Source organism: Sporosarcina sp. P2, from assembly GCF_002743255.1.
Classification (GTDB): Bacteria; Bacillota; Bacilli; order Bacillales_A; family Planococcaceae; genus Sporosarcina.
Map to the genome: position 1 here is coordinate 1 of NZ_PDYY01000023.1, position 14,218 is coordinate 14,218.

At 40.4% G+C, this 14,218-nt stretch carries 13 protein-coding genes and 1 other annotated feature; of the genes, 9 read left to right on the top strand and 4 right to left on the bottom strand.

Annotated elements, in window-relative coordinates; genetic code table 11:
- Window positions 1-539: 539 nt before the first annotated feature.
- A complete protein-coding gene (trpS, locus tag CSV67_RS16160) occupies window positions 540-1,526 on the bottom strand; it encodes a tryptophan--tRNA ligase (protein ID WP_099632617.1) in 987 nt (328 codons plus the stop codon).
- Between the two features lie 95 nt (window positions 1,527-1,621).
- Window positions 1,622-1,834: a binding site (T-box leader), on the bottom strand.
- Between the two features lie 435 nt (window positions 1,835-2,269).
- Here trpS and spxA point away from each other — a divergent pair.
- The 4 genes from spxA (at window position 2,270) to pepF (ending at window position 7,290) form a co-directional block, all read left to right on the top strand.
- Window positions 2,270-2,668 (top strand): transcriptional regulator SpxA, encoded by a 399-nt coding sequence (gene spxA, locus CSV67_RS16165; RefSeq protein WP_009765721.1) that lies wholly within the window; start codon window positions 2,270-2,272, stop codon window positions 2,666-2,668.
- A 236-nt stretch (window positions 2,669-2,904) separates the two neighbouring features.
- Window positions 2,905-3,555, top strand: coding sequence for an adaptor protein MecA (mecA, locus tag CSV67_RS16170; protein ID WP_099632618.1), 651 nt, complete (start codon window positions 2,905-2,907; stop codon window positions 3,553-3,555).
- 710 nt (window positions 3,556-4,265) lie between these two features.
- Complete coding sequence (locus CSV67_RS16175) at window positions 4,266-5,423, top strand: competence protein CoiA (protein ID WP_158232967.1); 1,158 nt, start codon at window positions 4,266-4,268, stop codon at window positions 5,421-5,423.
- 73 nt (window positions 5,424-5,496) lie between these two features.
- Window positions 5,497-7,290 carry an oligoendopeptidase F gene (gene pepF / locus CSV67_RS16180; protein WP_233189651.1) on the top strand — a complete coding sequence of 598 codons (1,794 nt, stop codon included), beginning with the start codon at window positions 5,497-5,499 and terminating at the stop codon, window positions 7,288-7,290.
- Between the two features lie 277 nt (window positions 7,291-7,567).
- On the opposite strand, the gene CSV67_RS16185 is transcribed toward pepF, so the two are convergent.
- From CSV67_RS16185 to CSV67_RS16195, 3 genes are all read right to left on the bottom strand, one after another.
- Complete coding sequence (locus CSV67_RS16185; RefSeq protein ID WP_099632621.1) at window positions 7,568-8,392, bottom strand: DsbA family protein; 825 nt, start codon at window positions 8,390-8,392, stop codon at window positions 7,568-7,570.
- Window positions 8,389-8,781, bottom strand: coding sequence for a globin domain-containing protein (locus CSV67_RS16190; RefSeq protein WP_099632622.1), 393 nt, complete (start codon window positions 8,779-8,781; stop codon window positions 8,389-8,391). Before CSV67_RS16190 ends, CSV67_RS16185 begins: the two co-directional genes overlap by 4 nt.
- A 211-nt stretch (window positions 8,782-8,992) precedes the next feature.
- Entirely contained in the window at window positions 8,993-9,652 is a 660-nt protein-coding gene (locus tag CSV67_RS16195; RefSeq protein ID WP_099632623.1) for a lytic transglycosylase domain-containing protein, read from the bottom strand.
- A 159-nt stretch (window positions 9,653-9,811) separates the two neighbouring features.
- On the opposite strand from CSV67_RS16195, the gene CSV67_RS16200 reads away from it, so the two are divergent.
- The 5 genes from CSV67_RS16200 to CSV67_RS16220 all read left to right on the top strand — a co-directional run bounded on the left by CSV67_RS16200 (window position 9,812) and on the right by CSV67_RS16220 (window position 13,957).
- Entirely contained in the window at window positions 9,812-10,195 is a 384-nt protein-coding gene (locus CSV67_RS16200) for a UPF0738 family protein (RefSeq protein WP_143560723.1), read from the top strand.
- 42 nt (window positions 10,196-10,237) lie between these two features.
- Window positions 10,238-11,071, top strand: a complete 834-nt coding sequence (locus tag CSV67_RS16205; RefSeq protein ID WP_099632627.1) for an NAD kinase — start codon at window positions 10,238-10,240, stop codon at window positions 11,069-11,071.
- Window positions 11,052-12,041: an RluA family pseudouridine synthase gene (locus tag CSV67_RS16210; RefSeq protein ID WP_369803196.1), complete on the top strand. Its 990-nt coding sequence runs from the start codon at window positions 11,052-11,054 to the stop codon at window positions 12,039-12,041. The genes CSV67_RS16205 and CSV67_RS16210 overlap by 20 nt, the downstream gene beginning before the upstream one ends.
- A 44-nt stretch (window positions 12,042-12,085) precedes the next feature.
- Window positions 12,086-13,462 (top strand): magnesium transporter, encoded by a 1,377-nt coding sequence (mgtE, locus tag CSV67_RS16215; protein WP_099632625.1) that lies wholly within the window; start codon window positions 12,086-12,088, stop codon window positions 13,460-13,462.
- A 78-nt stretch (window positions 13,463-13,540) separates the two neighbouring features.
- On the top strand, window positions 13,541-13,957 hold the full coding sequence (locus tag CSV67_RS16220) for a hypothetical protein (protein ID WP_099632626.1): 417 nt from the start codon (window positions 13,541-13,543) through the stop codon (window positions 13,955-13,957).
- Window positions 13,958-14,218 lie beyond the last annotated feature (261 nt).

The window sequence follows — 14,218 nt, forward strand, 5'->3', positions numbered from 1 at the left end:
CCCGTACTTCCAGAATACGTAAAGTCATGTATTTTAAGGAATGCATACTGCGGATACATGCAGAAAAATATTTTTTGGTCATACTTAGAACGCGATAAACCTTGTCACTATCGTATTTCCAAGAGGGAGTCGCCGCCTTCCACTTACGGTCAACTAGTGTGTTGTTCTATCAAGTGAAGATTAGTGCATTACAAATCAAACTCCAAACCTTATTGAATCAATTTACAAAAAAGACTGAAGACATGCTCCTTGGAAGGTATTCCAGGAGATGTTTTCAGTCTTTTTGGTTGTGGGCAAGGGGACTCGTCTAATTGCACCCAGTTTGAACATAGGATGAAAGAAAAGGGAAAAGGACGAGATGGCTGTGACGCGTTTTTTTGTGTTTATTTGTAGTTATTGTGTCATTGTAGTAACGCTTGCTAATTTGTTGTTTTACTTAAATTATTCCGCACTGGGTTATAATTATCGACAGATATTAATTTTTATTTTGCAGTCGACAGATTTTATGATGTTGGTGACGGCGGTAATTTTATTACTGCTTACCGTGTGCGTCCCAAGCCCATCGCGGCCTCCATCTTTTTGAGGGAGGCGGAAGCGATGGTGTTTGCTTTTTTTGCTCCTTGGTCGAGGATTGCATCAAGTTCAGGGGAATCGATCAATTCATGGTAGCGTTCCTGGATTCCCGCCAAATGTGTATTGATGGCATCAGCGACACCGGTTTTAAATGCACCGTAGCCTTGGCCTTCGTATTTCGCTTCTAGTTCTTCGATGGTTACACCACTCAGTGAAGATTCGATTATCAATAAATTGGAAACACCCGGTTTGTTTTCAACATCGAATTTCACAATACCTTCAGAATCCGTTACTGCACTTTTAATTTTCTTTTCGATTTCTTTTGGTGTGTCCAAAATGGTAATCGTTGCTTTTTTATTTGGATCAGATTTACTCATTTTCTTCAATGGATCTTGTAAAGATTTTATACGAGCCCCATTTTTAGGAATACGAACGGCCGGAATGGTCAATACTTTTCCGTATCGGCTATTGAAGCGTTCTGCTAGATCTCTAGTTAACTCTAAATGTTGCTTCTGATCTTCACCGACTGGCACGATATCCGTGTTATACAATAAAATGTCCGCAGCCATTAATGGAGGGTAGGTAAGAAGTGCGGCAGATACACCTTCTGCTCCATCTGATTTGTCTTTAAACTGTGTCATACGCTCGAGTTCACCAATGTACGAAATACATTGCATGATCCATCCGGCTTGTGCATGAGCTGGAACTTCCGATTGGATAAATAATGTGGATTTTTCTGGATCGATGCCACTTGCGATATACGTAGCGGCTAATGAACGGATCGCTTGTTTTAAGTCATCCGGATTTTGCTGCACTGTAATTGCGTGCTGATCAACGATGCAAAAAATACAGTCCTCGTCGTTTTGAAGTTCAACAAATTGACGGAACGCGCCAATGTAGTTCCCTAATGTGATGACACCTGTTGGTTGTACGCCTGAAAAAATAGTTTTCATAAGCATGTATCCTCCTTTGAATTGTCGACTGGAACGAAACAGTCTGTGTCGTCCGTAAAAAAAATGGCATAAAAAAACATCAGTCATCCCCTGTAAATAGGGACGATTGATGAAAGGTAACCGTGGTACCACCCGAATTGCTAAAAATAGCCGCTCTATTCCCGTAACGTGAGAAGACGTGATGGAGTACTGTTTTCATCCATCAAGCTCAGGAGCCCATTCTCTTTGTGCAGCTTTACTTGTTTTCACCTTATACAAGCTCTCTACAAAAACCGCCACAAAAATACTATTTCCTTCAATGCCATTCACTTATTGCTTAAGATTATATCGATACCTTATAAAAAATGCAACTTTGATTTGATATAATGAAAAAACTTTCACACTATATGAAACCTTTTAGTACATCTGTACGTACTATATAGTGAGGGAATAATTAGTAGATTTATTTTCTAAATGAGAATGCATTTTTTTACAATTGAAATGTTTAAAACATTTCCACCCTGGGTATAACAGTAGAAGGTGTTCATTAATCGCAGAAAACAGCATGATTCTCTACTGGAATGTTGAAAATCAAGAAATTGTGAATTCCGAAAAAGTTTTTTTGAAAAACTATATTAATTGAGAATGATTATGTGTATAATGAACAGTATAGACATTAATTATAATAATTCTAAATTGAATTACATGAATTGCAAGTATACAAAATCTAATGAGCGGAACCGTAGGAAAGGACGTGTCAATATATGGGTGTCACACTTTATACATCGCCTAGTTGTACATCTTGTAGAAAAGCAAAAGCATGGTTGGAGGAACATGAGATTCCTTATACAGAGCGTAATATTTTCTCTGAACCATTGAATATTCAAGAAATCAAACAAATTCTTCGGATGACTGAAGACGGTACTGACGAAATTATTTCAACACGATCCAAGATTTTTCAAAAATTAAATGTTGACGTAGAAAGTCTTCCACTTCAAAGGCTTTATGAATTGATTCAAGAGCATCCTGGGCTTTTAAGAAGACCAATCATTCTAGATGAAAAAAGACTCCAAGTAGGGTATAATGAAGATGAGATTCGTCGTTTCCTACCGAGAAAAGTTAGAGCCTATCAGCTGCTCGAAGCGCGGCGTATGGTAAACTAATCTTAATAACAAAAGCTGATAGGGATGACACGGGATACAATTGTGCCTATCAGCTTTTTTGAATTGATATTCCCTTGTGTTCCTCTAGCTTAACCACTTCAATGCGTATAACATGAAATGAAATTCAATAAACCCTTACGAAAACGTCGAAGTCGACATATAGTAGTAATAAGCATTGCAAGTGTGTATTAGTATATAACAGGGGAGGGCCTGTTTACAGAAGGGAGAGATAAGGGATGGAAATAGAGCGCATTAATGAAAACACGGTAAAGTTTAATCTGTCCTATGGAGATATTGAAGCCCGTGGTTTTAGTAAAGAAGACGTCTGGTATAATCGTGACAAAAGCGAAGAGCTTTTTTGGGATATGATGGATGAACTCGGTGACGACACGGAATTTGAAGTAGAAGGACCGCTTTGGATTCAAGTTAACGCGATGAATGAAGGCATTGAAGTAATTGTAACTCGCGCGCATCTTCCGAAGAACGCAGAATCATCACAGTTTCCTTTTGGAATTGAAGATCCAGAAGAATTGTTCGATCCAATTTTCGATGCGATTACTGATTCTGAAGAAGAAAATGAAGAAGAGTTGCAAGTGACAGATAGAATATTTGTTTTCAATGAATTTGACCAGATCATACCATTGGCTAGCAAGATGATTACACTCGAAGACGAATTTGATTCGCAACTATACGCATTCGAGGATCGTTATTATCTCAACTTACGCTTCGATTATTCTCTCATTGAGAAGAAACGTGCGAAAGACATTGCCAGCATGGTAACGGAATACGGTGCAGTGTCTAAAATGTCTATTCATCGTATAGCTGAATACGGCAAGGAAGTTATGGGATCTGACGTATTTGAACAAGTAACTAAATATTTTTCATAATACTCTAAAAGGCTACCGGTAATTTGGTAGCCTTTTTCTTTCTGCCAACTACTGGCAGCGTCTTTGTTAAATGGTGTGTAGGACTAGTTCAAGTACTCATTTAATCTGAAAAGAGGATTGGGGATAGGGTTGTAGTTCTTTCACGTGCTTTTTTCTGCTCGTGTTTGAGCGTGGGATTATGGTTTTGCTGACAATGTAAGTGTAATGCTCATTGCCCCCACTGCGGCGCTAGTGGATGGCTTTCGTTAGATAGTGTGTAGGACAGTTCATACACTTCACTCGCAAGAAACAAGTGATAGGTATCACACTGTCGCTCTTTCTATTTCTGTTAGAACCACAACTTACGTCATTACCACTAAGTAGCACAGGCACAACTGCGGGGTAGGCCGTGGCCATGAGACAACTGGCAGTCCTATCGCCAGCTTGGCTCAGGGCTGGAGGCAATCCCCCACGTGCCTGCGCGGGTCGAGAAAGCATACACTCACTAATTTTCGTATCCAACAAAAAGTGAGCAAGAAATTCATGATTGGTATCACAATGTTGCTAGTTTTCTATTTGTTAGAAACACAAACTAATTTATTTCCCCACAGTAGCGCAGGCATAACTGCGAGACAGGCTGTCGTCCTGCATTTTTAAGATTGAATCATGAAACTTTCTCTTGCCAACTAATCAGAAAATTCGTAGTATAAAAGAGAAGGAGTGTGAAGGCCTTGTTAACAGCTCTTACAAGTGGCGGGAAGCAAGTCGTGTTAACACGGCAGTGGTCCCTAGTCAACTTACGAGAGTGGCGTAAAAACGAAACCTTTCATTGTCCTCAATGCAAAGAACAAGTACTCCTAAAAGTCGGCGATATTGTGATCCCACACTTTGCTCATCTGAAGCAAACCACCTGCCGTGATAGTTTCTCAGAAGGGGAGTCCCCAACCCATCTACTAGGTAAAATCCAACTTTATGAACTATTTTCACGTCTTCAACTACCAACAGAGATGGAACCCTATCTGCGCGACATCCGGCAACGTCCTGATCTGCTTGTGTCGTGGCGAAACGAGCAAGTCCCTATTGAATTTCAGTGCAGTACGATTCCAATTGCGCGTATAGTAGAACGTAACGCTGGCTACCATATCGCTAAAATGACGCCTATATGGATCATACTCACACCTACGCAACTACAAGACTCTTCATCATTTGTCCTTACCTATCGATTTAGTCAATTCCAACAACACTTTATCCGCCACATTCATTCACATACTAAAGAAGCGTTATCCGTGTTCATCACGTACAATCCGTTAAAGCAACAATTTCACTACCTCAGTCATTTCATCCATCTTCGAGGCACTGCGTTTGTGGTATGTCACTCCGTCATGCGAAGTGCACATCAAACGATTCCATTCGCTATTCCTGCTACTCCATCCACAAAAGACATAGAAGAATTAACACGTCAATACCAATCTGCGCGCCGCAAGTATCTTCGGTCGGTAATTGGGTATAATCAAAGAGGTATCCATCATCGCTTTTTGCGTGCATGTTATGAATTGCGTGTACAGCCCATTCAACTACCCGCATGGATTGGCGTTCCGACATTCGGGCAAGCAGCATTTACAGAGTCTGATAGTGAATGGCAATTACTACTTATCGCGGCTATCCGACAAACGAGGAATACACCCTTTCAACTAAATCGCTCTATTCTTCATTCATTTGTCAAACCATTTGAAGGAGAGTCAAGCCGACAATTGGAAGCCTGTCAAAGTTATGTGGATTTCTTGAAAGAGCGTCGCATAGATATCTATCGATTGGATCAATTCATGGGTAAAGATTTTGTGCTGGAAATACTATCAGGGCGATTTCTTGCAATGCATGCCAAGAATTGAGAAAATACAAGAGAATCAAATAACGGTAAATGCAGGAGGAGGAATTGGATTGACGAATGATCACAAAGTATTGATGCGCGATGAAGTATCTGAAGAGGAAACATGGCGCTTGGAAGATATATTTTCATCTGATGAAGAATGGGATAAAGAGTACAGCAAAATTGAAGAGATGGCTAAAGAAGCAGAACAGTATAAAGGCACTCTAGGAAATGGAGCTCGTCCACTTTTTGAAGCGTTAACATATCGTGATAAGTTGGCAGAACGTCTACGAAGATTGTACACTTATGCGCATCTTAAAACAGATCAGGATACGACGAACAGTTTTTATCAGGCAATGGATGGTCGGATTAGAACGTTAGTCGTGAAAATATCTACAGCATTATCCTATTTCACTCCAGAATTACTCTCGATCGATGAAAAGCAACTGAACGAAACGATTGAGTCGCATGAAGGCTTGCGTTTATATAAACAGGAATTTGAAGAGTTGAATGCAGAACGCGCTCACGTTCTGTCTTCAGAACAGGAGCAATTAATCGCGCAGTTATCTGAAGTGACAGGAAAATCTTCCGAAACATTCAGTATGTTAAATAACGCCGATCTAACTTTTGGTTTAGTCAAAGATGAAGATGGAAATGACGTTCAATTGACACATGGTCGTTATTCACAATTTTTAGAGAGCAAAGACCCAAAAGTTCGAGAAGCGGCTTTTAAAGAAATGTATTCAAGGTACGGAGAGTTTAAAAATACATTTGCTTCGACATTAAGCGGTAATGTAAAAGGGCATAATGTCAACGCCAGAATTAGAAATTATAGCTCAGCAAGAGCAGCAGCATTATCCAATAACCATATTCCGGAGCAAGTGTATGAAAACCTGTTGTCTACCATCAATAAAAATCTAGGTTTATTACATCGTTATGTAGCATTACGAAAAAAAGTATTGAATGTGGATACGCTTCATATGTGGGATATCTATACACCACTAGTCGAAGATACAAAGATGAAGTACACATACGAAGAAGCAAAAGATACTATGCTCGAGAGCTTCCATCCGCTTGGTGAAAATTATCGAGCTGTTGTAAAGGAAGGACTGGATAATCGCTGGGTTGATGTGCGTGAAAATAAAGGGAAACGTTCAGGTGCGTATTCTTCAGGCTCTTATGGAACGAATCCTTACATCTTAATGAACTGGCAAGACAATGTAAGCAATTTGTTTACGTTAGCGCATGAGTTCGGACATAGTGTACACAGCTATTATTCCCGTAAGTATCAACCATTCATATATAGTGGGTATTCTATATTTGTGGCGGAAGTTGCGTCAACAGTGAATGAAGCATTGCTGAATGATCACTTATTGAAAGTGACGACAGATGAAGACCAGCGGATTTACTTGTTGAACTACTGGCTGGATGGATTCCGTGCGACGGTGTTCCGCCAGACGATGTTTGCAGAATACGAGCATTTGATTCATCAGCTCGATCAAGACGGTGTACCGTTGACTGCTGAAAAGTTAACCGAAGAATACTATGCTTTGAATAAAAAGTATTATGGTGATGCGATTGTTAGTGACGAGGAAATCGGTTTAGAATGGGCGCGTATTCCCCACTTCTATATGAATTATTATGTCTATCAATACGCGACAGGATATAGTGCGGCTGTGGCGCTCAGCAAGCAGATTTTAGAAGAAGGGGAGCCTGCAGTAGAACGTTATATTACGAACTTCTTAAAGGCAGGTTCATCCGACTATCCAATCGAAGTACTGAAAAAAGCGGGTGTCGATATGACATCTGAAAAACCGATTGAAGAAGCGTGCCGGGTATTTGAGGCGAGATTGGAAGAACTGGAACAGTTATTGGCAAAAAGAGGGTAACTTTTGACTGCATGTTTCGACAGACATTCGCAAAGACCATGACATTTGGATGAAAACTGTTATAATTTGTTGAAGTTTTAAGTCATTTATGATATGGTATAATTGTGGAATAAATCACATACCAAACATACACCCCTTTTGTTTGAACGTGAACATTTCTCCCATTCCCTTTGAAAGAGAGCATTCACTCCCCCCCAGGAGCGGATGCTCTTTTCTTATTTTTTACGTGAAAAAGTCGAAGCCCCAACAAATTGTTGGGCTTCGACTAGTATAAGTGCTATTTAATTAGCGAACAATTAGGTTGCTTTTTACGCCATAACGTACGATCTTGGAAAGGGATTCGTTCGATTTCCTGTTTTAGTAAGCGTTTCTTTAATTCGCGTTCAGCTTCTTTTTCCGTCACGTGACACATTTCTGCGATTTCTTTCGTTGTGAGTAAATCAAAACGATTGAATAACAAATCAATAGTAGGAGGCATTTCTGGTAGAAGTTGTTCTCCAATTAGTTCTTCTAAAATCTGTTCGTAGATCGCATAGTCATAGAGGCCACTTACTTTCAATCCTTCGTCTTCTATATTGCTATTGAAGAAAACGAAGGTTGGTGCCTCGTCCACTTCCATTTCATTACCTAAATACATATCGACCTGCAAAGCACGCGATGTTTCTTCAGAAGTAAAATCCGCGATAAATTCATCTACGTCTAAATTAATGCGTGCAGCAATTTCAACGAGAACTGAATAGGACGCGACGTCACGCTTCTTCAAGAAGGAGTACTCAAGTAAACAGGATAGGTAACGGAATCCAGCTCGCTTACCTTGGAACTCTGCAGCTTTTACTGCAATATTAGGGAAACAAGGATTTGACCGCTTGGTTGATTTTGCATCGTTCGGATCAAGTAAAGAAGGTGGATTCAGTTTTGTCATAGGCGTTCTTAACGCGATGCGTAACGTAAAATAGTGATCGTATTCGACCTGCATTTTACGTAGCAACGGTTGCAGTGACCAACAATCTTTACAATAAGGATCAAGAAATACATAGAGTTCAATGGGCTTTACTGAAGCAGAGAAGTGTAACGTATCATCAATAACAGTTAGATAGTTCACTGATCTTCCTCCTCGTTCCTATTTACCATATGGTTGGCTGTTAAGACAAGGCGCTTATAGTAGACTTCCCGAAGTGGACCCTCCAGTCCTACGTCGTCCATTGCCTCAGCCATGCATGCTAGCCATGCTTCTGCGCGTGTAGGTGTTATAGGGAAAGGGTTATGTCGAGCTCTCATCATAGGATGTCCGTGCTCTTCCGTGAATAGGTTCGGTCCGCCAAGATATTGTGTTTGAAATTGTATTTGCTTCCTAATGGTTTCGGATAAATCATCAGGAAAAATGGGAATGAGATCTGGGTGAACAGCCACTTTTGCGTAAAATGTTTCAATCAGTTCATGTAATTTTTTCTCGCCGATCTCCTCAAAAGGGATGACAGGTTTTCGAGTCATTGAATTCACACCCCTTCGTGCATCTGTATCTGTATTCTATCAACGAACGAATTTCTATACAAATAAAAGAACTTATTTTGTTTCTTGTTATATAGCAGATTGGATCGCTCGAGTCGGATCAACTAGCTGGCTAATCTGATTCAAAGTCGCCTTAGGCTTGTAAACCACTGGGTAGTTATAGGTATACGTTGCGAAAAACGACAGCGAAATTTCACACCATTTGGTGGTAGTAGTTCATGACTTTTTTTACGTAGTTCTGGGTTTCTTTAAAAGGCGGGATGCCTCCGTATTTTTTTACGTTCCCCGGTCCCGCGTTGTAGGCTGCTAGTGCCATTTCATTCGATCCGAATTGGTTGAGCATGTTGCGTAGATATTTGGCTCCGCCCATGATGTTTTGGTGAGGATCCATGGGGTTGGACACGCCGAGGTATTTAGCCGTACCTGGCATTAGTTGCATGAGTCCGGCTGCGCCTGCATGACTTTTTGCGTTGCTTTTGAAGTTGGATTCTTGTTTGATGACGGCAGCAATTAGTTTTTCTGGTAGTTGATATTTATCAGCAGCTTGTTTGATGATATCTGCGTATGGATTAGTAGTTGCTGGCGACGATGTGGCTGTTGATACAGCGGTAACTACTTCAATTGGGCTTTGTGACATACCAAATGGAGACACGCTGCTTCCCTGGCTAAATAATTGCTCGGATTGTTTTGCGAGTTCAGCGCTAATGTTATTGCCTTCCAACAATTGCGTAAGTACCATCTGGAACGAATTGGAGCTGGTCGGTGTATTACTACTGAAGGATTGAACCGCTCCAAGAGTTTGCAGTGTATTGATTTCAAGGAGTAACCGAGTGTTAATGGGTTCGAGATTCATACTTTTTCCTCCTGGTTATTGAAGATCGTAAATAGGTTCGTTTATTATATTCATTATACCAACTTTCTTACCATAATGCACAATAACGAAATGCAACTATGTGTGGCATATGGTAGACTAAACGTAAAGACTTTAATTAAGGAAGTGGATGTCTTGAACATGAAAAATAAAATCATTGATACACGTAACGACGGTAATGAAGTTCAATTTATATTGAATCCAGAAGCAGAGTGGCCGTTAGGTTCTCCAACTGGAAAAATGTTGACAGACACAGATCATCAATCGTTTGTATATATATTTGATCACGAGACTGGCTATCGTTATGCGTATTTTCCGAGAGACAGCTGGCGTGGGCTAGTCGATATGCTACTGCAACAAGCGGAACCTGTGTTGATTTGGCAAGATCAGAAAATACGTTTGACAGGTGCTGCAGACGAATTGCAGGCGTTGATATTCAATATTGAAGGCAATGATAATTATGGCGAGGAATTCAGTACAGCTGTAGAGGAAATATTCAAGCCGGTGCTGGAAAAGGTGAATTGATATATGGCAAAAGAATTTCACAAGAAGAATGGAAGTGATGTAATGAAATTCACAATTCAGTCGCGAAATGATGAGCTATCCAATAAGTTAATGAAAGAAGCACGTGTATATTTGCGCGATTTCGGCTTGAAGTATGATGAGGAAGAGCCGGATATTGTGTTGTCCATCGGTGGGGATGGAACGCTATTGCATGCTTTCCATAAATATATTCACCGCTTGGATAAGACATCATTTGTGGGGATTCATACGGGGCACTTAGGGTTTTATGCGGATTGGAAACCTTCTGAAATAGAAAAACTGGTGATCTTGATCGCAAGACAAGAGTACGAAGTCATCGAGTATCCTTTAATTGAAGTGACGATCAATTATCGTCATTCCGAAAAAAGCGCATCTTATTTAGCGTTGAATGAATCTACCGTAAAATCACCTGAAGTTACGTTGGTGATGGATGTTGAATTAAATGGAGAACACTTTGAACGATTTAGAGGAGATGGGCTTTGCATGTCGACGCCATCTGGATCCACTGCTTACAGCAAATCGCTAGGCGGTGCGATTATCCATCCTTCATTGCCATCTATGCAATTGACAGAAATGGCATCGATTAATAATCGCGTATTCCGTACAGTAGGATCTCCACTTATTTTACCCGATCATCATATCTGTACATTGACGCCTGTAAAAGGTCCTGATTTCATGGTGACAGTCGATCATTTGCAACTCCTTCATAAAGATGTGAAATCCATCGAATATAAAGTGTCCAATGAAAAAATGGGCTTTGCGCGCTTCCGTCCTTTCCCATTCTGGAAACGTGTAGAAGAGTCATTTGTCGCGAGTGATTTAATCTATGAACGTGAAGATGATGAAAAGAAAAAATAATACACTGTTTCAATTACAATTCGTTGTGAAGAAAAGTGGATTGCTACGTGAATTTTTGGCACAGCATGAAATTTCCAAAACGACGTTAACTGCTATTAAATATCGCGGTGGAGAGATATTGGTGAATGGGAAATCTCAAAACGTGCGTCATCAATTACAGCCGAATGATCAAGTGACAGTATTATTCCCTCCTGAACAGGTGAGTAATGGCTTGATTCCACAAGAAGGTACCTTATCCATTTTGTATGAAGATGAAACTCTTTTGGTGCTTGATAAACCCGCTGGACAAAGTACGATACCATCTCGCAATCATCCATCTGGAACGCTTGCGAATTTTGTCTGTGGAAAATTTGATAGAGAAGGTATTCTTTCAACTGCTCATATGGTGACACGTCTTGATACGGATACGTCAGGTATTATTTGTGTGGCGAAAAACCGCCATATCCATCATCTATTAAGCAAACAAATGGCGCAAGATTTGTTTCAACGCCACTATACTGCATTCTCAGAAGGCATAATTACTACGCCATTCTTGACTATTGAACAACCGATTGGCAGAAGAGAAGGTAGTATTATTGAGAGAATGGTACGGGATGATGGTCAGTATTCAAAAACAGATGTATCAGTAACTGCACATTATCGTCATGAAATAGACTGTTTTACCGTCATAGACTTGACGTTGCATACAGGTCGTACGCATCAAATTCGTGTGCACATGCAATGGCTCGGACATCCACTTGTAGGTGATGATTTATACGGGGCAAACCGAGATGTATTCCCACGCCAGGCATTGCATTGTTCTGGTATCAGTTTACTTCATCCACTCACGAAAGAGAGAATGCACTTTACTAGTCCGTTGCCGGAAGATATGCAATACTATTTACGGCAAAGTCAGCAAGTGTGCGGATTCGAAAAACAGCACAACTCTGTTAATGCAAAGCAGTCAGAACGTTTTATAGTAACTAATTAGTACGTTTAAGCGTATCGTATGTGCAGAAGGGAAGGTGTGAAATCATGACTACTCAACCAGAACAAATGAGAAGTGAAATCGTTTTGGATGCGGTGAAGTTGCGAGAATTACTGATTAACGAGGATATTCATTCGTTCAGACAAGAATATCTGGTACTTCATCCGTATGATCGAGCAACTTTTTATGAAGAAGTGGGTGCAGAGCTTCGTGAATTGATGTATTTTTATCTATCGCCAAAAGAACTTGCTGAAATATTTGAAACAAGTGAAATTGAGGAAGATGAATACGAAGAGTTCCTTGAGGAGATGGACGCGACATACGCCGCAGAGATGATTTCATACATGTTTGTGGATAATGCGGTAGATGTCCTGAAAGAACTAGATAAAAAGAAAGTCGTTAGCTATTTAACGTTGATGGATAAAGAAGCGGCGCTTCAAATTAAAGCATTACTACACTATGAAGAATATACAGCCGGTTCGATCATGACGACGGAATTCGTCACGGTTTCCGAGAATTCCACAGTTCGTTCCGCTATGACGATTTTGCGTAGTGAAGCACCAAGCGCTGAGACCATTTACTATATTTTTGTTGTAGATGATTACCAGCGTTTGACTGGGGTCGTTTCGTTACGTGACTTAATAATTGCCAATGAAGATACATTAATCCGCTCCATTATGAGTGATCGTCTCGTCAGCGTATCCGTTTCAGACGACCAAGAAGATGTCGCTCGAACGATTCAGGATTATAACTTCCTAGCTGTTCCAGTCGTCGACTTCCAGCAACATATACTAGGGATTATCACAGTCGATGACATTATCGACGTAATCGATGAGGAAGCATCGGATGACTATTCTAAGCTTGCCGGTGTTTCGACAATGGATACTTTTGATAAAAATCCATTCTCTGCTGCCAAAAAACGGATTCCATGGCTACTGATTTTATTGGTTCTCGGAATGTTGACAGCAAACTTAATTGATTTATTTACGGATACGATTTCTCAAGTTGCTCTATTAGCAGCATTTATCCCCTTAATCGCCGGAACTGCCGGAAATAGTGGAACGCAGTCACTTGCTGTTGCGGTTCGTGGTATCGCAACACGTGATATTGAAGATGAAAGTAAGTTGAAGTTACTAATAAGAGAAGCAGGCACGGGAATTATTACAGGTTTGATTTGTGCGATATTCGTCGTCTTATTAATCTTTATCTGGAAGCATGAACTGGTGATTGCATTACTAGTAGGAGCAGCGATGATGGTTTCGATTTTCGTTGCCACCATTTCGGGATCATTTATTCCGTTATTTATGCATAAACTTAAAGTGGACCCGGCTGTTGCCTCAGGGCCATTTATTACTACACTCAACGACGTCATCAGTGTCGTCATTTATCTAGGACTTGCAACAGTATTCCTTAGTTCTTTATGAACTAGGAATACTGTTTTTTTTTATTTCGGAACGTTAGGCGCTTTACTTACATATGCTAACTAAAAGGAAGTGATGAAAATGCGTAATGAAAAGCCGTTGCTGTTCATCTCCAGCCCGATTATTAGAAAATATCGGTATATACCTATAGTTGAAGAAGAAAGCACATCCGTTTTCGAGCCGGAACACTCAAGAGGATCAGAGGGCCCCGTAGTCTTACCTGTTACAGAAAATGTGTCGGTGCAAGAGTCGCCAGAGATTGAAAACGAATTAGTAGCTACTCAACTGATCCGCCAAAGATTAGAGTACTTGCACCACCCATTCCGTAAAGAATTATATGCTCCATTAGAAATCATCACGGAAAAAGGTAGTATCAAAGGAAAGTTGCATGGTATAGAAAATGAAGTTGTCTGGATCAACTCGAACAAAGAAATAACCTCAGTCCGTATGGAAGAAATTTTAGATATCCTCTGGAAACAGCAATCATTCACTATTTAATTCTTACTATTAACAAGAGGCTGGTACAAAACCTCAAAAGGTATGAAGGAGAAGACACCTTCATACCTTTTTTAATTCACCGAAAATTATTTAAATAGTTTAATTAGTTAGTAATCAAGAGTGTACCGAAGCGGAAAAAGGCCGACTCCTGCGGGATTCAGCGCGAATGTTGAGACCCCGCAGGTAGCGAGAGCCGTTACGAAGGACGGCTTTTGCGATTAAAAGCGGAGCGTTAAGAGCATGTATTTGCACTTAGCGACG